An 18,337-nucleotide genomic window follows, 5' to 3' on the forward strand; every position below is an offset into this window, starting at 1 on the left:
CGTGAAGGCGACCACCAGCGGTGACCCCGCCGCCGTGGCCGCCGCCGTCCAGGCGACGCTCACCGCGACGGTGAACGTTCTCGTCAGCATCGTGCTCGGCGGCGGCCTCCCGGCCGCGAACCTGCCGGGCCTGCCGACGCTGCCGACGGTCCCCGGCGTTCCGGCGCTGCCCTCGGTCCCCGGCGTACCGGCACTGCCGGCGGTCCCGAGCCTGTAGGCCTGGCCTCCGGGCAGTACTGATCCGTACCCGAAAGGCCCCGTGGTGTCGTCGACGACACCACGGGGCCTTTCGTCTGTATGGTGCGCGCCTTGCCCGGAGGAGGAGACGGGCCGAAGGGGTACGGTCACGCACCCGTGGAGGAGCCGGGCCGGATGATCATCAGGACAGTGACCGTGGCCCACAGCAGGTTGAAGACTCCGGTGTGCATGGCGAGGCGGGCGGCCGTACGGGGCCCTGAGCCTGAGCCTGAACCTGAGCCGACGGGTTGTACGGCGGCGAGTGCGCGTTCCTGGCCGGGGAGGATCAGCAGGGCCAGGAGGGCAGCGGCTGCGGCCGTCAGGAGGATCGAGGTGATCAGCCATGGGCTCCCGAGGACGCCGAGGCTTCTCGCGGTGGCGAATCCGAGGACAGGGACCGCGCTGCCGATCACCGCGTACACGCGGCAGATGCGGTGCAGCACGCGCAGGGTCGTGACGGCCTCGTGGTCGTCACTGGTGCTGTGGGCGCGGCGCAGGGTCCTGGGGAACATGCTCGCGGCGACGGTGATCGGGCCGATGGCCAGGACGGCGGCCAGGACGTGCAGGGAGAGCAGGAACTTCGTCACGGTCAGAGTCCCGTGGTCGCAGGTGCGGTGCGGCGCCGTCCGGTGACTTTGGAGGCGGGCAGGCGTCCGGCTCTGGACGTACCGGTGAGGGTGTCTCCGTCGACGGTCACGGCGAAGGCCAGGTTCAGGCGCATCGGTTTGGTGACGGACTGCTTCCAGCTGAGCCGGCCGCCGTCGACGGCGACATCGGTGAGCGGGATTTCCTCTCCCGCCCCATGGGCGGTACCGGTCAGGACGCCATCCGTGCGGAGGAGTTCGACCACGGCCTTGATCTTGCCGATGGGGGTGGCGATGGACAGGTCCCAGGTGCCTTCGACGGGCATGTTGTCTTTCCTTCGTGCTGTACGGGTCGGGTGTGCTGCGGGCGTGGGCGCCAGGGTCAGAGGGCAGCGGCTGCCGGGCCCTGATTGCGCCAGACGGTGCCGCGGCGTTCGTGGGCGAACAGCGTCTCGACTGCGTGGGCGATCCGGGGGCCCACCTCGCGCTCCAGCAGGTACAGGCCCAGGTCGAGCCCGGAGGTGACACCGGCGCCGGTGACGAGGTCGCCGTCATCGACGACGCGGGCGCTCACCGCGTGGACGCCGGTGGCCGCGAGCATGTCCAGGCCCAGGTGGTGGGTGGTGGCGTGGCGGCCCTCCAGCAGGCCGGCCATGGCAAGCACCAGCGAGCCGCCGCACACCGCGCCGACCGTCACCTCCGGGTTGTCCATCGCCGACTTCAGCAGCGTGGGCAGTTCGGTGGTCAGGGTGCGTCCCAGCAGCACCGGGATGAACTCGTCCTGTTGCCACTCCCCCGCCCCGGCGCCGTGGTCGTGGTCGGGGACCTCTCCGGGCTGTCCGACGCGACCCGACGCGCCGGGAATGAGGATCAGGCCCGCACGCCCGGGGTCGAGGGCGGCCGTGGCGCGCAGCACCAGGCCACCGGTGCCGCTGACCACCTCGCGCGGTCCTTCGGCGGAGACCAGGCCCACGCTCACCGCACCGTCGGAGGCAGTGCCGCCGGCGTACAGCACCTCGTAGGGGGCGATGACATCGAGCGGATCGAAGCCGTCGAACAGGACGATCTGGGTGTGCATGAAGGGTCCTTCGCGTGCGGCAGGTCCGGTCGGCGCCGGGTTCGCTCCTGACGCTATTCGGCTGACGATTCCTGTCCCAGTGGCATGAGTGACACCTTCCAACGGAATAACGCCACGACGAACAGGGAAGTGTCCGAGCTGGCCGGACGTGGTGCGTCTGAAGTGCTGAGAGCGATAGGGCACCTGGCGGACAGGTATCTTCTGGCCATGCATACTGTCGCCGTCCTCGCGCTGGACCTGGTGATCCCCTTCGATCTGTCCACCCCGATCGAGGTCTTCACCCGTACCCGCCTCCCCGACGGGCGCCCCGGGTATCAGATCCGCGTGTGCGCGGAGAAGCCTGAGGTCGACGCGGGCGCTTTCACCCTGCGCGCACCCTGGGGGCTGGAGGGGCTCCAGGGCGCGGACACGATCATCGTGCCCGGCACCGACGCACCTACGGCCCCGCTCTCCCCCGTCGTTCGCGATGCGCTGCGGGCGGCGGCCGAGCACGGCACGCGCATCGCCTCCATCTGCTCGGGCACCTTCCCCCTGGCAGCCACCGGGCTCCTGGACGGCCTGCGCGCCACCACCCACTGGATCGCGGCAGACCTCCTGGCCGCCACCTACCCGGACATCAAGGTCGACCCGGATGTCCTGTACGTCGACAACGGCCAGATCCTCACCTCGGCCGGCGCCGCCGCCGGGCTGGACCTGTGCCTGCACATGATCCGCAAGGATTACGGATCAGCCGTCGCCGCCCATGCGGCCCGGCTGTCCGTCATGCCCCTCGAACGCGAGGGAGGGCAAGCGCAGTTCATCGTCCATGACTACGCGCCCACCCCCCAGGGCTCCGTCCTCGAACCACTCCTCGCCTGGCTGCAGGTCAACCTGGGCTCCGACCTCACCCTCGCCGACATCGCCGCGCACGCCGGAACGAGCACCCGGACCCTGATACGCCGCTTCCGCGAACAGACCGGCACCACCCCGCTCCAGTGGCTCCACCGCGCACGCATCCGCCAGGCCCAGCACCTCCTGGAAACCACCCGGCACTCCGTCGAACGTATCGGCGCCCAGGTCGGCTTCGGCTCACCCACCGCCTTCCGCGACCGCTTCAAGCGCACGACAGGCGTCAGCCCGCACACCTACCGCCGCTCGTTCAGCTGACTGCGGCCGCCCGCTTGATGAGGTCGACGACCGCGTCCGGCTGCGACAGGTAGACGGAGTGGCTCGCCGTGACCTCCACGGTGGTGGCTCCCGCCCGTTCGGCCATGGCCCGCTGCGCGGGCGGCGGAATCATCCGGTCGTCGGCGGTCACCAGATACCAGCTCGGCTTGGTCCGCCAGGCGGCCTGGGAGACCGCGCCGGTGAGCGCGTCCTCTCCCCAGGGGACCTGCGAGGCAGCCATGAACTTGGCCTGCTCGAGCGGCAGGTCACCCGCGAAGGCATCGGGGAACTTCTGGTGGTCCAGGAAGAGGAAGCCCTCCTGGGGCGGAAGGATCGGCGGAACAGGGGCGCCGGGCTCCGGGTTGGCGATCAGCGTGCCGACCGACTCGCCCTCGTCCGGGACGAACCCCGCGATATAGACGAGGGCCGCGACCTTGTCGTCCTGCCCGGCCTCGGTGATGACCGCCCCACCGTAGGAGTGGCCCACCAGGACGGCCGGACCGTCCTGCGCCGCGAGAACCCGCCGGGTGGCGGTCACATCGCCCTGCAGCGACAGCGTCGGGTTCTGTACGACGCTGACCCGGTAACCGTCGCGGACCAGCCGGGCGTACACCGCCTGCCAGCCGGAGCCGTCGACGAACCCGCCGTGAACGAGAACGACGTTTCGGATGGCCGATCCTGCGTTCATTACCGTCCCCTTTGTCCGTCTCACCGTTTCATCGGGCGCCTTGAGGCTAGGCGGTCTTCGATTCGGCCGCTTCTGTCAAATGGCGTAGGTCCTCTTCGTGTTCGCCAGGAAATGCGGCGCGGCGACCCCCTGAGCGCCGGGTTCTCATCGTGCGATTCCCGCTCCGAGCCGGCACCCGGCGCGACAGCGGCGCCCGCCGCGTGGAGGAGCGCCGTGACCGCACTCTCAGAACAACGCAGTGGGGCCGACGCCATGCTCCTTACGTACGACCCATCCGGCCGTCGCAGGGGGCTCGCAGTGGTCGAGCCGACGGGTGCAAGGGGAATCCAACGTTCAAGAATCCGCAATGGTCTAGTCCAAATCATTGACGTGCCTCCGTCATCGCTTGACTCTTGGCGCACCTTCCCCCGACAGGAGCCCCCCATGAAGCGTCTTCGCGCTCTGCTGTGCGGTGCCGCCACCGCCGCACTGGCCACCGCAGGCCTCACCGCGCTCGCCACCGACCAGGCCGCGGGTGCGACGGCCGATACCAGCGCACTCGGCAACCGGTGGTACGCCGCCGCTCCCTATCTGATGCCGCAGGACAACAACCCGCCGGACGCGGGCGCCATCATGGACGCCACCGGCCTCAAAGCCTTCCAGCTCGCGTTCGTCCTCGCGCCCAACGGCGGTGGCTGCACCCCGACCTGGGACGGCACATCGCCCGTCTCGTCGGACACCGCCGTGGCATCGGTCATCAGCGCGATCCGGGCCAAGGGCGGTGATGTCTCCGCCTCCATCGGCGGGTACGGGGGAACGAAGCTCGGCCAGGCGTGTCCCGACGCGGCGTCCACCGCGGCCGCCTACCAGCAGGTCGTCACCAAGTACCAGCTGAAGGCCATCGACTTCGACCTGGAGGAGCCGGAGTACGAGAACACCGCCGCCATCGCCCATGAGATCGGCGCGGCCAAGATCCTGCAGCAGAACAACCCCGGCCTGTACGTCTCGGTCACCACAGCGGGAACCGCCGACGGCACCGGCTGGTTCGGCAAGCAGATGCTCAACGAGGCCAAGACACAGGGCTTCACACCGAACAACTTCTCCATCATGCCGTTCGACGGCGGGTTCAACGGAGCTGCGGCACAGACCAGCGCCCTGACGAACTTCAACACCATCCTCCAGTCCACCTTCGGCTGGAACGCGGACACGGCGTACGCGCACGAGGGCTTCTCCGGCATGAACGGGCGCAGTGACACCGGGGAGTACTTCAGCCAGGCGGACTTCCAGACCGTGCTGGACTACGCCACCGGCCACCACATGGACCGCTTCACCTTCTGGTCCCTCAACCGCGACCGGCAGTGCACCCCGGTGGACAACAACGGCCAGACCTCCGGCACGTGCAGCAGCGTGGCGCAGTCGAGCTGGGACTTCGCGAAGTACTCGGTGAAGTTCGCCGGCGCCACCCCGCCGACCACTCCCCCGCCCGGCAGCCGTGACGCGTACGCCACCATCCAGGCCGAGTCCTACGACACCCAGTCCGGCCTGACCGCCGAGACCACCACCGACACCGGAGGCGGCCAGGACCTGGCCACGGCGGCCAACGGCGACTACGCGCTCTACAAGGGCGTCAGCTTCGGCTCCACGGCGGCCACGCAGTTCCTCGCCAGGGTCGCCAGCGGCGCGGCCGGCGGCGTGAGCGGTCTGGTGGAGGTACGCATCGACAGCCGCACCAGCGCCCCCGTGGGCAGCTTCGCCGTGGCCAGTACGGGCGGCTGGCAGAGCTGGCGCACCGTACCGGCGAACATCAGCGGCGTCACCGGCACGCACGACGTCTATCTGACCTTCACCAGCGGCCAGCCCGCCGACTTCGTCAGCGTCAACTGGTTCGACTTCGGCCACTGACGCACGAGGGCCCGCCGGGGAACAAATCCCCCGGCGGGCCCTCGCCACTAAGCGCTACGACGTCAGTCGTTGCCTTGCAAGATCGCCACGAGCCGCAGCATCTCCATGTAGATCCAGACCAGCGTCACCGTCAGACCGAACGCCGCCAGCCAGGACTCCTCGCGGGGGGCACCGTAGGTGATGCCGTCCTCGATCGTCTTGAAGTTCAGCGTGAGGAAGAAGCAGCCGATCAGGATCGCCAGTACACCCACGGCGAAGCCGAGCGGGCCGAAGCTGCGCAGACCGCCGCCGTCGGCACCGCCGAAGACGACCACCAGCAGGTTGACCATCATGACCAGCACGAAGGCAATGGCAATGGTCATGCCGATACGGGCGTAGCGGGCGGTGACACGGATCCACCGCTGCTTGTACGCGATGAGCGTGGCAGCCGAGACCGCCATCGTGCCAAGAACCGCCTGGAAAGGAGCGCCCGCCCAAGCCTCGTTGTAGATCTTGCTGATCACGCCGAGGAAGATGCCCTCGAACGCCGCGTAACCAAGGATCAGCGCCGGCACGGGCTTCCGCTTGAAGGCTTGGATCAGGTACAGCACGAAGGCAACCAGCCCGGCGCCGATGGCCAGACCGTAGCTCGTCGTGGAGACCGGCAGCACCACCCAGGCGAGGACGGCGCCGACGACCACGGTGCCGAGCGTCATCGCGGTGCGCGAGATGACGTCGTCCATGGTCATGACACCGCCGCGCGGGGGCGCGGGAGTCTGCGTGGCGTACGGGTTGGTCGCGTACTGGTCGGCGGGAGCCTGACCGGCAGGGGCCTGCGCGTACGGGTTTCCCCCGGCCTGCGCCTGCTGCTGCGCGTTGAACCCCGCGTAGCCGCCGTCGCTGCGGGTGAACCCCCGTCGCGAGAAGACCGGGTTGCTGCTCCTCATCTCACTCCTCAGTGGCCACCGTGCATGGCCTCACCACAAGAGTAATGGGAAAGCAAAAGGATGACTGTACTGCCTGAGAAGGATCTTTCCGCGAGATCATGGCAGCAGAGACAGGCGAGGTGCCCGGAACCGGACTCGAACCGGTACGCCCCCGAGGGGCAGCGAGGTTTAAGCTCGCCGTGTCTGCATTCCACCATCCGGGCAAGGCGCGGGCTCCCCCTTGTGCGGTCTGAGCCTATCCGGGCCTGTCCCCCGAACAGCGGAACAACAGCCCGATGTTGTCTTATTTTATTGACGCCTGAGGGTGTGTCAGCCCACTTCACCTCTGATCGGCACATGCCGCAGACGGTTGGCGGTGGTTGGGACATGCCAGAGGCACCCATGGGAATGACGCAAAGTCGCCTGCGGGTCTCAGGGTCCTTGTCATACCGGAGGAGGAGAAGGCGGCTCCCCGGTCAGACTCAAGAGGGCCCCGGGAACGGGCATAGGGACGGACGATCCGGCCGCGGAGCGCGGACAGGATGAAGAAGTCCCTTGCAGTACGCCGTCCCGACAGGAGCCCATCCTCGTGACCACCACCTCCACCACCGCCCGCACCACCGCGGTGGCCGCCCGCGCCACGGAACTCTCCAAGGTGTACGGAATCGGCGAGACACAGGTGGTCGCCCTGGACAACGTCTCCGTGGATTTCCGGCAGGGCGAGTTCACCGCGATCATGGGCCCCTCCGGCTCCGGCAAGTCCACGCTGATGCACTGTGCAGCCGGTCTGGACACGTTCTCCAGCGGCTCTGTACGGATCGGCGACATCGAGCTCGGATCACTCAAGGACAAGCAGCTCACCCAGCTCCGCCGGGACAAGATCGGCTTCATCTTCCAGGCCTTCAACCTGCTGCCGACGCTGACCGCGCTGGAGAACATCACGCTGCCGATGGACATCGCGGGCCGCAAGCCCGACAAGGCGTGGCTGCAGAACGTCGTCGACATGGTGGGCCTCAAGGACCGCCTCAGCCACCGCCCCACCCAGCTCTCCGGCGGCCAGCAGCAGCGCGTCGCCGTCGCCCGCGCGCTGGCCTCCCAGCCGGAGATCATCTTCGGTGACGAGCCGACCGGGAACCTCGACTCGCGCTCGGGCGCCGAGGTGCTGGGCTTCCTTCGTAATTCCGTACGGGAGCTGGGCCAGACCGTGGTGATGGTGACGCACGACCCGGTCGCCGCCGCCTACGCGGACCGGGTGATCTTCCTCGCGGACGGCCGGGTCGTCGACGAGATGCTCGCCCCCACCGCCGACAGCGTGCTCGACCGGATGAAGGAGTTCGACGCCAGGGGCCGTACCAGCTGATTCCGCCGCCCCCTCCGCCGCCTTCGCACCCCAGGACTGACACACCATGTTCCGTACCGCCTTGCGCAACGTTCTCGCGCACAAGGCCAGGCTGCTGATGACCGTGCTCGCCGTGATGCTCGGCGTGGCCTTCGTCTCCGGCACCCTGGTCTTCACCGACACCCTCGGCAACGCCTTCCGCAACCAGTCGGCCAAGAGCTTCGACCATGTCGCGGTCGCCGTCTCCTCCAACTACTCCGCGTCGGACCCGACCGACCGGGGCACCCCCGGCATCAGCGAGAAGACCCTGGGGAAGATCCAGGCCGTGGACGGGGTCGCCTCCGCCACCGGCCGCGTCGACGGGTTCGCCGGCGTTGCCGACCAGGACGGCAAGCTGATCGGCAACGGCTGGGCCAACTCCGGCGGGAACTTCGCCCCGGGCAAGGACGGCAAGGACTCCTCGTACACCTTCACCGACGGCTCCGGCCCGGTGAAGGACGGCCAGATCGCCCTCGACAAGGACACCGCGGCCAAGGGCGAGTACAAGGTCGGCGACTCGGTACGGGTCGCCACCAACGGCCCGGTGAAGGAGTACGCCCTCTCCGGTGTCTTCACCACCGAGGACGGCGCGGTCAACGCGGGCGGCAGTCTCGTCCTCTTCGACACGGCCGTCGCACAGAAGCTCTACCTCGAGCCCGGCTACTTCCACGACGTCAACGTCGCCGCCGCGGCCGGCGCCACAGAGCGGCAGATCCAGGACAGGGTCGTGCCGCTGCTGCCGGACAACGCCGTCGTCCAGACCGGACAGCAGCTCGCCGACGACCAGGCGGAGCAGATCGAGTCCGGCATGTCGAGCATGAACACGATGCTGCTGGCCTTCGCCGGCATCGCGCTCTTCGTCGGCATCTTCCTGATCGCCAACACCTTCACCATGCTGGTCGCCCAGCGCACCAGGGAGCTCGCCCTCCTGCGTGCCGTGGGCGCCTCGCGCAAGCAGGTCACCCGCTCGGTGCTCGCCGAGGCCCTGGTGGTCGGTGCGGTCGCGTCGGCGGTCGGTTTCGTCCTCGGCATCGGTCTCGCCGTGGGGCTGCGCTCCGCGATGGGCTCCTTCGGCGCCAAGGTGCCGAACGGGCCGCTGGTCATCGCGCCGACCACCGCGCTGGCCGCATTCGCCGTCGGCGTGCTGATCACGACGTTCGCCGCCTGGCTGCCCGCCCGGCGTGCCGCGAAGATCCCCCCGGTCGCCGCGATGGGCAGCGCCCATCTGCCCGCGTCCACCAAATCGCTGGTCGTACGGAACTCCATCGGCGCCGTCATCACCGGCATCGGTGCGGCGCTGATCGTCGCCGGTTCGGCCAAGAACGGCTCCGCGGGCCAGTCGCTGATCGCGGGCGGTGCCTTCCTGTCGCTGATCGGTGTGATCGTGCTGATCCCGCTGCTCTCGCGGCCGATCATCGGGCTCCTGCGGCCGCTGCTCGGCGGGGTGTTCGGGGTCTCCGGCAAGCTGGCGGGGCAGAACGCGCTCCGTAACCCGCGCCGGACCGGAGCCACCGCCTCTGCGCTGGCGATCGGTCTGACGCTGGTCACCGGGCTCTCGGTCCTCGGCGCCACGCTGAGCCAGGCCGTGGACCGTATGACCACGGACAACCTCAAGGCCGACTACATGGTCGAGATGGCCAACAACATGCACCTGGACCCCTCGGCGGTCGCGGCGCTGCAGAAGGCTCCCGGCATCAGCGCCCTTTCGCCGATGCAGTCCAGCCAGCTCATCATCAACGGCAGTGACCAGTCGGTCGCCGGAGTCACCCCCGGCGACATCCAGAAGGTGATGACCGTCGACACGGTCTCCGGTTCGCCGGACGCCCTCGCCCAGGGGCAGATCGCGGTCGCCGAGAAGACGGCCGACAAGCACCACATCAAGACCGGCACCAAGGTGTCGGTGAAGTACGCGGACGGCAAGAAGGGCGAGCTGACCGTCGGCCTCGTCTTCAAGGACAACGAGTTCCTGGAGCCCGTCCTGGCCTCCACCGAACTGCTGGCCCCGCACGAGAAGACCCCGGACATCTCCGGCGTCTTCGTGAAGATGGACGGCGGCGCGACCGGCAAGAACGAGCAGGCGCTGGTGGACGCCATGGGTGACAACCCGGCCATCTCCGTCTACGACCGGCAGGACATCCGCAACCTCTTCGGCGGCACCATCAACACCGCGCTGAACATCATGTACGGGCTGCTCGCCATGGCCCTGATCATCGCGGTCCTCGGTGTGGTCAACACCCTCGCGATGTCGGTCTTCGAGCGTCAGCAGGAGATCGGGATGCTGCGGGCGATCGGGCTCGACCGCAGCAAGGTCAAGCGCATGATCCGCCTCGAAGCGGTGGTGATCTCGGTCTTCGGCGCGGTGATCGGCATCGGCCTCGGATCGTTCCTGGCCTGGGCGATCGGGAAGACGATCGCCACGTCCATCCCGGGCTACGAGCTGGTCATGCCCTGGCTCAAGATCGCACTGTTCCTGTTCCTCGCGGGCGTGGTGGGCATCCTCGCGGCCCTGTGGCCGGCCCGCAGCGCGGCGCGGCTGAACATGCTCACGGCCATCAAGACGGAGTAGCGGTACGGATGCGCCGGGGCCCGGGACAACGTCGTTGTCCCGGGCCCCGGCGCATCACCGTCCGTAAGCGGCCTTCGGCCGCTTGTCCTCAAGCTCCCCCAAGCTCTTAAGGAGCAGGGAGGGGCCCCTCGACGGGCTTCAGTTCCAGCGGCGCGGCCGCAGCTGTACCCCCGAAGCGCCGCCTTCCTCCGGCTTTATGGCCAGGATCTGGTTGACGCCGATCCGGTTGCGTTCGAAGGAGAGCGCGGACGCGGCCATATAGAGCCGCCAGACCCTCGCCCGGCCCGGGCTCGTCATCCGTACCGCCTCGGGCCACCTCTTCTCCAGATTGGCCACCCACTCCCGCAGGGTGAGTGCGTAGTGCTCCCGGAGCACCTCCACGTCGCGGGCCTCGAATCCGGCCTCCTCCAGGGTGGAGAGGGTGCGGCCGACCGGGGCGAGCTCCCCGTCCGGGAAGACGTAGGAGTCGATGAAGTCGTCGATGTGGTACGCCGATTCGTCCCGTTCGGGCCGGCGGGCGATCTGGTGGTTGAGCAGCCTGCCGCCCGGCTTGAGGAGGGTGTAGAGGTCGTCGGCGTACTCGCGATACTGCTCCGAGCCGACATGTTCGGCCATCCCGATCGAGGAGATGGCGTCGTACGGACCGTCCCTGACGTCACGGTAGTCCTGGACCCGGATCTCGATCCGGTCGGTGAGCCCCTCCTCCGCGATGCGCTTGCGGGCGTACGCGGCCTGTTCGACGGAGAGCGTCACACCGGTGACCTGGACGCCGTACTCGCGTGCGGCGTGGATCGCCATCGAGCCCCAGCCGCAGCCGACGTCGAGGAGACGCATTCCCTCCTTCAGCCCAAGCTTGCGGCAGACCAGGTCCAGCTTGTCGCGCTGGGCCTCTTCGAGGGTGGAGTCTGGTGATTCGGCGGCCCAGTATGCGCAGGAGTAGACCATGGACGGGCCGAGGACGAGTGAGTAGAAGTCGTTGCCGACGTCGTAGTGGTGACTGATCGCCTTCTTGTCACGGTGCTTGGTGTGGACCATGCCTCGGCGGTGGCGCAGTTCCTCGGGCGGCGGGGGCGGTGGGGGGAACGGGCCCGCGATGGCGAACAGCTTGCGGGCGGCGGTGCGCAGCACGGGATTGCGGATCGGGTGGACCGCGTCCTTGGCGTCGGCCCCGCGCTCCCAGAGCAGGCCGGCCAGCAGGTCGAGTGCCTCGTACAGATCGCCCTCGATGTCCAGCTCGCCGGCCACCCAGGCACGTGCGAGGCCGAGTTCGCCGGGTTTCCACAGGAGTCGGCGCAGGGCGCGGCGGTGGCGCAGGACAAGTACGGGAGCGCCGGGGGGCCCTGACTCACTGCCGTCCCAGGCCCGGATGCGGACCGGGAGCGGTGTCCCCAGCAGATCCTCGGCAAGAGCGGTCAGCCGCAACGCGGCGTCGGCCATGGCGCACACCTCCAGAACGATGAGAAATGCTCAGCAATACGTAAACACCGAAGAACCCTGTGTGCAGTCCCTATACCGCGTAACGAGAACGTAAAATCCGTGGTCCATACATATATATCTGTGGCGAAACGCCGAAGGGACCGTCCGCACCACGGATGGCGGACGGCCCCTTCGGGACGTACTGGACTGCTGCTGCGCTGCGGCTAGGAGGCCTTGGCCTTCTCGCCCTCGCTCTTCACAGCGGCCGCGGCCGGAGCCGGGGCGGGCTTGGCGGCCTCGTAGAACTCCTCGCGCGGAGTCTCCATGGCGCCGAGCGAGACGACCTCGCGCTTGAGGAACATCGCAAGGGTCCAGTCGGCGAAGACGCGGATCTTGCGGTTCCAGGTGGGCACGGCCAGACCGTGGTAGCCACGGTGCATGTACCAGGCGAGACGGCCCTTGACCTTGATCTTCATCTTGCCCATGACGATCATCGCGACGCCCTTGTGGAGGCCGAGACCCGCCACCGCACCCTTGTTGGCGTGCGAGTACTCCTTCTGCGGGAAGCCCCGCATGCCGGAGATCACGTTGTCGCCGAGGACCTTGGCCTGACGCAGCGCGTGCTGGGCGTTCGGCGGGCACCAGGCGTTCTCCACGCCGGCCTTGCGGGCGGCGAGGTCCGGGACCTGGGCGTTGTCGCCAGCGGCCCAGACGTAGTCGGTGCCGGTGACCTGGAGGGTCGGTGCCGCGTCCACGTGGCCGCGCGGGCCGAGCGGGAGACCGAAGCGCGCCAGCGCCGGGTTGGGCTTGACGCCCGCGGTCCACACCAGGGTGTTGGAGTCGACCTCGAGGCCGTTGTTGAGGACGACGTGGCCGTCCACACAGGAGTCCATGCCGGTCTTGAGGTAGACCTCGATGCCGCGGCCCTCGAGGTGCTCCTTGCCCCACTTGCCGAGCTCGGGCCCGACCTCGGGGAGGATCTTGTCGGCGACGTCGACGAGGACGAAGCGCATGTCCTCGCGCTTGACGTTGGTGTAGTACTTGGCCGCGTCGCGCGCCATGTCCTCCACCTCGCCCACGGTCTCGGCGCCGGCGAAGCCGCCACCCACGAAGACGAAGGTCAGCGCCTTGCGGCGGACATCCTCGTCGGTCGTGGAGTCGGCCTTGTCGAGCTGCTCCAGGACGTGGTTACGGAGACCGATGGCCTCTTCCACGCCCTTCATGCCGATGCCCTGCTCGGCCAGGCCGGGGATCGGGAAGGTGCGGGAGACCGCACCCATCGCGATCACCAGGTAGTCGAAGGGCAGCTCGTACGCCTCGCCGACGAGCGGCGCGACGGTGGCGACCTTGCGGTCCTGGTCGATGGTCGTGACGCGGCCGGTGAGCACCTCGGCTCCACGCACGACGCGTCGCAGCGGGACGACGACGTGACGCGGCGAGATGCTGCCTGCGGCAGCTTCGGGGAGGAAGGGCTGGTACGTCATGTACGAGCGCGGGTCGACGACCGTGACGGTCGCTTCCGCGTAACGCATCTTCTTGAGGATGCGTCGAGCTGCGTACAGGCCTACGTACCCGCCACCTACTACGAGGATCCTGGGACGCTCCGTGGTGCTCATGCCATCGAGTATCCACCCCCTTTGAGGGGGGTGCTCGTGAGCCCCTTCACAAGGTGTGGTGGGGCCTCTGCTACACTGCGCGACTCACGTGACGGAGGTCATGGCCACGCAAGGGAACCATGGCGTACGGGGAGACGTTGTGCACCCCCGGTGAACTGGCCCTCACGGCTTACCGGCGAGTAGACCACTGGTCGAATCAACACCGCCGTAACGCATCCCGCACTGCCCGGAATGAGTGCAAGCAGGACCTGTGGGCCGAGTAGGAAGGCCATAAGTCCCTCCCCGTCGGCCAACAGGCCCCTTTTCCTTGTGAAGAAGTTCACGAACTTGCCCTCGTCTGATCGATCAGACGAGGGACCAGAGGATCCCGTCGAGGATGTCGTGCTCGCTGACGACCACTTCGCGGGCCCCTGAGCGCTCCATGACGCGGTGCAGGACAAGGGCGCCCGAGACGATGACGTCGACCCGTCCGGGGTGCATCACGGGGATGGCTGCGCGCTCGTCGTGGGTGGACGCGAGGAGCGTCCCGGTGATCTCCGCGACCTGGTCGAAGGAGATCCGGGAGTGGTGGATCGCCTCCGAGTCGTACGCGTCGAGGCCCAGCGCGATGGCGGCGATCGTGGTGACCGATCCGGCCAGACCGACGAGCGTGCGCTCCCCCGTCAGCTCCACGGCCTCCTCCGCGAGGTCGAGCGCGGCGTCGATGTCGGCGCGGATCGCGGCGATCTCGTGAGAGGTCGGCGGATCATTGCGGATGTGGCGCTCGGTGAGGCGTACGCAGCCGATGTCGACGGAGCGGGCCGCCTCGACGGCCTCCCCGCCCGTGACGAACTCGGTGGAGCCGCCGCCGATGTCGACGACCAGGTAGTTCCCGCCCTGTCCGGTGAGCTCCTTGGTGGCGCCGGTGAAGGAGAACGCGGCCTCCTGCTCGCCGGAGATCACCTCCGGCTCGACACCGAGGATGTCGAGCACCCCGCGGACGAAGTCGTCGCGGTTCTCGGCGTCACGCGATGCGGAGGTGGCGACGAACCGGATCTTGTCGGCGCCGTGGGCCTTGATGGCCTCCGCGTACTCCCGGCAGGCGGCGAAGGTCCGTTCCAGGGCCTCGGGGGCGAGGCGGCCCGTCTTGTCGACGCCCTGGCCGAGCCGGACGATCGTCATCCGCCGGTCCAGGTCGATGAGCTCGCCCGTGGCAGGGTCGGCGTCGGCGATGAGCAGGCGGATCGAGTTCGTACCGCAGTCGATGGCGGCCGCGCGGGTCATTCCGTAGCCTCCGCGCAGGGCGCGACGCACGGCCCCTTGGCCCACCACTCGGGCAGCATCGCGATCGCCTCGTCGCCCAGCGGGTTCACACCGGGGCCCGCGGCCAGCGAGTGGCCCACCAGGACGTGCAGGCACTTCACCCGGTCCGGCATGCCGCCGGCGCTGGGGAAGCCCTCCAGGACCTCGATCGCGTCACGGCGGGCGATGTAGTCCTCGTGCGCCCCGCGGTACGCGGCCGCGAGATCGGGGTCGGTCGCCAGTCGCTCCGTCATCTCCTTCATGACGCCGTTCGCCTCAAGGGTGCCGATCGCGGAGGCCGCGCGCGGGCAGGTGAGGTAGAAGGTCGTCGGGAAGGGCGTACCGTCGGGCAGCTTCGGGGCCGTCTCGACCACGTCCGGGTTGCCGCAGGGGCAGCGGTGCGCGATCGCGCGCAGTCCGCGCGGCGGGCGGCCCAGCTGCTCCTGGAACGCGGCGATGTCCGCGTCCGTGGGCGCGGTGGACTCGGTCTGCGGAGGAGGCGTCTGCATTTTCGTTCCGTAGGTGTTCGTCTCTAGTGACGGTCGGCGTTGTCCACGCCGTCCCAGAGGTTGGAGTACCAGGGGCGGTCGGTCGCGCCCCGGTCGTCGGTGCTGGTGGTGCGGGCGTCCGGGTCGACGACCGTGAAACCGGTCTCCCCCGGCCGTACGTAATGAAGGTGCTCCCGGGCCAGCCGCTCGATGTACGCGGGGTCCTGGAGCCTGGCCTTCTCGTCCCGCAGCTCCTCGACCCGCTTGCGCGCGTCCTGCGACTGCTTGCGCTGCTCGGCGATGTCCGCGCGCTGGGAGACGTACTGCCGCATCGGGTACGCGAGGGCCACGACCAGCGTGCACATGACCATGACCAGGAGCGCGGCACGCCCGGTCAGCCGGGAGCGGCGGGCCTGGCGGCGGTTCTGCGAGCGGTAGACGCGGGCGGCGGTCTGCTCACCGAGGATGCGGATCCTGGTGGCGGTGGAGAACCGGTCCCGCTTGTCCGCTGCCATCCGTCGCCGCCTCCCCGTTACGCACCTACGTCCCCGCACACGGTACGGGACCGAGTGCGGGGACGCTTCGCTTCGCTACGCCTTTGCTCCCTATTCAATTCCTTGGAGGCAAAGCTTGGAGGCTGGGGCTATCTCAGCCCTTGAAGCGCGGGAAGGCGCTACGGCCGGCGTACACCGCCGCGTCGTCGAGGATCTCCTCGATGCGCAGCAGCTGGTTGTACTTGGCGACGCGGTCCGAGCGGGCCGGGGCGCCGGTCTTGATCTGGCCGCAGTTCACGGCGACCGCGAGGTCGGCGATGGTGACGTCCTCGGTCTCGCCGGAGCGGTGGGACATCATGCACTTGAAGCCGTTGCGCTGGGCGAGCTCGACGGCGTCCAGGGTCTCGGTCAGCGAACCGATCTGGTTGACCTTGACGAGCAGGGCGTTGGCGATGCCCTCCTCGATGCCGCGGGCCAGGCGCTCCGGGTTGGTGACGAAGAGGTCGTCGCCGACGATCTGGACCTTGGCGCCCAGCTTGTCGGTGAGGACCTTCCAGCCGGCCCAGTCGTCCTCGTACAGCGGGTCCTCGATGGAGACCATCGGGTACGCGGAGACGAGCTCCTCGTAGTACTCGGTCATCTCGGCGGCCGAGCGGGACTTGCCCTCGAACTCGTACTTGCCGTCCTTGTAGAACTCGGACGCGGCGACGTCGAGCGCCAGACCGATGTCCTTGCCCGGGACGTAACCGGCCTCCTTGATGGCCTCGATGATGAGGTCGAGGGCGGCACGGTTCGACTCGAGGTTCGGCGCGAAGCCGCCCTCGTCGCCGAGACCGGTGGAGAGGCCCTTGGTCTTCAGGACCTTCTTCAGCGTGTGGTAGATCTCCGCACCCCAGCGAAGGGCCTCGGAGAAGGACTCCGCGCCGATCGGGGCGATCATGAACTCCTGGATGTCGACGTTGGAGTCGGCGTGCGACCCACCGTTCAGGATGTTCATCATCGGGACGGGCAGCAGGTGCGCGTTCGGGCCACCGAGGTAGCGGAACAGCGGCAGGTCCGAGGCCTCGGAGGCGGCGTGGGCCACAGCGAGCGAGACACCGAGGATCGCGTTGGCGCCCAGCGAGCCCTTGTTCTCGGTCGCGTCCAGGTCGAACATGGCCTGGTCGATCAGACGCTGCTCGGTGGCGTCGTAACCGACGAGCTCCGGGCCGATCTGCTCGATGACGGCGAGGACGGCCTTCTCGACACCCTTGCCGTGGTAGCGGTTGGGGTCACCGTCGCGAAGCTCGACGGCCTCGAAGGCACCGGTGGAGGCGCCGGACGGAACAGCAGCACGACCGGTGCTGCCGTCGTCGAGGCCGACCTCGACCTCGACCGTGGGGTTGCCTCGGGAGTCCAGGATTTCCCGGGCTACGACGACGTCGATGGACGGCACGAGCATCTCCTTATGGGATGTGACGCTATGGGGTGCAGGGTCGCTTTGGCCTTGCGACAAGAGCCTAACCGGCTCGCGGGGTTCGGCCAGCCGTGCGACCGGCCCCTGGGACGAAAAAGGGCCCAATGACCTGTATTACTGGTCAAAGGGCCCGAACGTTACTTGGCGGTAATCGCCAAAACCCCGGCCCGGCGCGAACGGGGGGAGTCGCGCCGGGCCGGGGTGCTCTGGGGGGAGAGCCGGGATCGGCTTCAGCTGATCAGCTGAGGTGCAGCTGCTGGCCCGGGTAGATCAGGTTGGCGTCCTTCACGATGTCCTTGTTGAGGTCGTAGACCTTCTCCCAGCCGCCGGAGACGCCCTGCGCCTTGGCGATGGCGGACAGCGTGTCGCCGGTCTTGACCTTGTACTCGCCGTCACCCTTCTCGTACGAGGAGGAGGCCGACGGGGCGGCCGGGGTCGTCGACGGGGCCGCAGCGGCGGACGAGTCGTCCGACGAGGAGCTGTCCGTGCTCTCGGAGGAGCTGGAGTCGCTCGAGTACGAGTTGTCCGAGGAGGACGAGGACGAGGACGAGTCGCTGGAGGACGAGTCGCTCGACGCGCTGCCGGAGTCGGTGCTGACGCCCGGGTCGACACCGTCGTTGCTCAGGTTGCCGGCGCCGGCGCAGGCCCAGGCACCGGGGCCCTGCAGGGCGAGCAGCTTCTCGGCGGTGGCGATCTGCTGGTCCTTGGAGGCCAGGTCGGCGCGCTCGGCGTACTGCGTACCGCCGGCGGCGGCCCAGCTGGAGTTGGAGAACTGCAGGCCACCGTAGTAGCCGTTGCCCGTGTTGGTGGACCAGTTGCCACCGGACTCGCACTGCGCGACGGCGTCCCACGTGGAGACGGAGGCGGCCGAGGCCGAGGTGGCACCGATCAGGGGCGCGGCGATCGCCGCACCGGTGATACCGGCGAGCGTGGCGAAGCGGACGGCCTTGGACGGGCGACGGTGCTTGGACTTGCTGGAAAGCAGCATGCGGAAATCTCCTCACCGACGCCTACGAGGTGAGCTGTCGGGTTCGGGCCAATGAGTTGCCCGGCCGAGCGACCTTGCGCTCGGCTTAACCCCAAGCCGGTTTCCCGGCACTTACCTGGGTCCCCCGCTCCTGCC

General features: G+C 68.6%; 16 protein-coding genes, 1 tRNA gene, 1 pseudogene and 1 riboswitch. Of the genes and pseudogenes, 5 read left to right on the forward strand and 13 right to left on the reverse strand.

The window, feature by feature from the left end; genetic code table 11:
* Positions 1–217: pseudogene (locus J0695_RS29660) on the forward strand (hypothetical protein); the annotation flags it as partial.
* Positions 218–344: 127 nt separating this feature from the next.
* On the opposite strand, the gene J0695_RS29665 reads toward J0695_RS29660, so the two are convergent.
* From J0695_RS29665 to J0695_RS29675, 3 genes are read right to left on the reverse strand one after another with little or no spacing between them, the layout of a single operon-like run.
* Positions 345–824, reverse strand: a complete 480-nt coding sequence (locus tag J0695_RS29665) for a hypothetical protein (protein WP_206967171.1) — start codon at positions 822–824, stop codon at positions 345–347.
* A gap of 2 nt (positions 825–826) precedes the next feature.
* A complete protein-coding gene (locus J0695_RS29670; RefSeq protein WP_206967173.1) occupies positions 827–1,147 on the reverse strand; it encodes a hypothetical protein in 321 nt (106 codons plus the stop codon).
* 56 nt (positions 1,148–1,203) lie between these two features.
* Positions 1,204–1,899, reverse strand: coding sequence for a DJ-1/PfpI family protein (locus tag J0695_RS29675; RefSeq protein ID WP_206967182.1), 696 nt, complete (start codon positions 1,897–1,899; stop codon positions 1,204–1,206).
* Between the two features lie 207 nt (positions 1,900–2,106).
* Between J0695_RS29675 and J0695_RS29680 the strand changes: the two genes are divergently transcribed.
* Positions 2,107–3,045 carry a GlxA family transcriptional regulator gene (locus J0695_RS29680; RefSeq protein ID WP_206967184.1) on the forward strand — a complete coding sequence of 313 codons (939 nt, stop codon included), beginning with the start codon at positions 2,107–2,109 and terminating at the stop codon, positions 3,043–3,045.
* Here the strand turns inward: J0695_RS29680 and J0695_RS29685 are convergent.
* Entirely contained in the window at positions 3,038–3,733 is a 696-nt protein-coding gene (locus J0695_RS29685) for an alpha/beta fold hydrolase (protein ID WP_206967186.1), read from the reverse strand. The genes J0695_RS29680 and J0695_RS29685 overlap by 8 nt on opposite strands.
* A 423-nt stretch (positions 3,734–4,156) precedes the next feature.
* Here J0695_RS29685 and J0695_RS29690 point away from each other — a divergent pair, with 423 nt between their 5' ends.
* Positions 4,157–5,614 (forward strand): carbohydrate-binding protein, encoded by a 1,458-nt coding sequence (locus J0695_RS29690; RefSeq protein ID WP_242553368.1) that lies wholly within the window; start codon positions 4,157–4,159, stop codon positions 5,612–5,614.
* A 62-nt stretch (positions 5,615–5,676) separates the two neighbouring features.
* Here J0695_RS29690 and J0695_RS29700 read toward each other — a convergent pair whose 3' ends face one another.
* A complete protein-coding gene (locus J0695_RS29700) occupies positions 5,677–6,540 on the reverse strand; it encodes a Bax inhibitor-1/YccA family protein (RefSeq protein ID WP_206967188.1) in 864 nt (287 codons plus the stop codon).
* A 120-nt stretch (positions 6,541–6,660) separates the two neighbouring features.
* A tRNA-Leu gene (locus J0695_RS29705) sits at positions 6,661–6,743 on the reverse strand.
* A 365-nt stretch (positions 6,744–7,108) separates the two neighbouring features.
* Here J0695_RS29705 and J0695_RS29710 point away from each other — a divergent pair.
* Positions 7,109–7,879 (forward strand): ABC transporter ATP-binding protein, encoded by a 771-nt coding sequence (locus J0695_RS29710; RefSeq protein WP_206967189.1) that lies wholly within the window; start codon positions 7,109–7,111, stop codon positions 7,877–7,879.
* Positions 7,880–7,925: 46 nt separating this feature from the next.
* On the forward strand, positions 7,926–10,463 hold the full coding sequence (locus J0695_RS29715) for an ABC transporter permease (protein ID WP_206967191.1): 2,538 nt from the start codon (positions 7,926–7,928) through the stop codon (positions 10,461–10,463).
* A 138-nt stretch (positions 10,464–10,601) separates the two neighbouring features.
* Here the strand turns inward: J0695_RS29715 and J0695_RS29720 are convergent, their stop codons facing one another.
* From J0695_RS29720 to J0695_RS29750, 7 genes are all read right to left on the reverse strand, one after another.
* The gene (locus tag J0695_RS29720) at positions 10,602–11,900 is read right to left on the reverse strand and encodes an SAM-dependent methyltransferase (protein WP_206967193.1); all 1,299 of its coding nucleotides are present in this window, start codon (positions 11,898–11,900) and stop codon (positions 10,602–10,604) included.
* 203 nt (positions 11,901–12,103) lie between these two features.
* The gene (locus J0695_RS29725; RefSeq protein WP_206967194.1) at positions 12,104–13,495 is read right to left on the reverse strand and encodes an NAD(P)/FAD-dependent oxidoreductase; all 1,392 of its coding nucleotides are present in this window, start codon (positions 13,493–13,495) and stop codon (positions 12,104–12,106) included.
* Between the two features lie 345 nt (positions 13,496–13,840).
* Positions 13,841–14,758: a Ppx/GppA phosphatase family protein gene (locus tag J0695_RS29730; protein ID WP_206967196.1), complete on the reverse strand. Its 918-nt coding sequence runs from the start codon at positions 14,756–14,758 to the stop codon at positions 13,841–13,843.
* On the reverse strand, positions 14,755–15,285 hold the full coding sequence (locus J0695_RS29735; RefSeq protein ID WP_206967199.1) for a DUF501 domain-containing protein: 531 nt from the start codon (positions 15,283–15,285) through the stop codon (positions 14,755–14,757). Before J0695_RS29735 ends, J0695_RS29730 begins: the two co-directional genes overlap by 4 nt.
* 23 nt (positions 15,286–15,308) lie before the next feature.
* Positions 15,309–15,779, reverse strand: coding sequence for an FtsB family cell division protein (locus J0695_RS29740; protein WP_206967200.1), 471 nt, complete (start codon positions 15,777–15,779; stop codon positions 15,309–15,311).
* 133 nt (positions 15,780–15,912) lie between these two features.
* Positions 15,913–17,199 carry a phosphopyruvate hydratase gene (gene eno / locus J0695_RS29745; protein ID WP_206967202.1) on the reverse strand — a complete coding sequence of 429 codons (1,287 nt, stop codon included), beginning with the start codon at positions 17,197–17,199 and terminating at the stop codon, positions 15,913–15,915.
* 253 nt (positions 17,200–17,452) lie between these two features.
* Complete coding sequence (locus J0695_RS29750) at positions 17,453–18,202, reverse strand: LysM peptidoglycan-binding domain-containing protein (RefSeq protein WP_206967204.1); 750 nt, start codon at positions 18,200–18,202, stop codon at positions 17,453–17,455.
* 4 nt (positions 18,203–18,206) lie between these two features.
* Positions 18,207–18,337, reverse strand: a riboswitch (cyclic di-AMP (ydaO/yuaA leader). This riboswitch is flagged as partial in the annotation.

Origin of the sequence: Streptomyces beijiangensis, from assembly GCF_017315755.1 — a bacterium.
Lineage (GTDB): Bacteria > Actinomycetota > Actinomycetes > Streptomycetales > Streptomycetaceae > Streptomyces > Streptomyces beijiangensis.

Excerpts from the sequence above, each read along its gene's own strand:
- J0695_RS29675 (WP_206967182.1), bottom strand. The coding sequence starts at position 1,899 with ATGCACACCCAGATCGTCCTGTTCGACGGCTTCGATCCGCTCGATGTC.
- J0695_RS29690 (WP_242553368.1), top strand. The coding sequence starts at position 4,157 with ATGAAGCGTCTTCGCGCTCTGCTGTGCGGTGCCGCCACCGCCGCACTG.
- J0695_RS29735 (WP_206967199.1), bottom strand. The coding sequence starts at position 15,285 with ATGCAGACGCCTCCTCCGCAGACCGAGTCCACCGCGCCCACGGACGCG.
- J0695_RS29715 (WP_206967191.1), top strand. The coding sequence starts at position 7,926 with ATGTTCCGTACCGCCTTGCGCAACGTTCTCGCGCACAAGGCCAGGCTG.
- J0695_RS29685 (WP_206967186.1), bottom strand. The coding sequence starts at position 3,733 with ATGAACGCAGGATCGGCCATCCGAAACGTCGTTCTCGTTCACGGCGGG.
- J0695_RS29680 (WP_206967184.1), top strand. The coding sequence starts at position 2,107 with ATGCATACTGTCGCCGTCCTCGCGCTGGACCTGGTGATCCCCTTCGAT.
- J0695_RS29670 (WP_206967173.1), bottom strand. The coding sequence starts at position 1,147 with ATGCCCGTCGAAGGCACCTGGGACCTGTCCATCGCCACCCCCATCGGC.
- J0695_RS29750 (WP_206967204.1), bottom strand. The coding sequence starts at position 18,202 with ATGCTGCTTTCCAGCAAGTCCAAGCACCGTCGCCCGTCCAAGGCCGTC.
- J0695_RS29730 (WP_206967196.1), bottom strand. The coding sequence starts at position 14,758 with ATGACCCGCGCGGCCGCCATCGACTGCGGTACGAACTCGATCCGCCTG.
- eno (WP_206967202.1), bottom strand. The coding sequence starts at position 17,199 with ATGCTCGTGCCGTCCATCGACGTCGTCGTAGCCCGGGAAATCCTGGAC.
- J0695_RS29725 (WP_206967194.1), bottom strand. The coding sequence starts at position 13,495 with ATGAGCACCACGGAGCGTCCCAGGATCCTCGTAGTAGGTGGCGGGTAC.
- J0695_RS29720 (WP_206967193.1), bottom strand. The coding sequence starts at position 11,900 with ATGGCCGACGCCGCGTTGCGGCTGACCGCTCTTGCCGAGGATCTGCTG.
- J0695_RS29740 (WP_206967200.1), bottom strand. The coding sequence starts at position 15,779 with ATGGCAGCGGACAAGCGGGACCGGTTCTCCACCGCCACCAGGATCCGC.
- J0695_RS29700 (WP_206967188.1), bottom strand. The coding sequence starts at position 6,540 with ATGAGGAGCAGCAACCCGGTCTTCTCGCGACGGGGGTTCACCCGCAGC.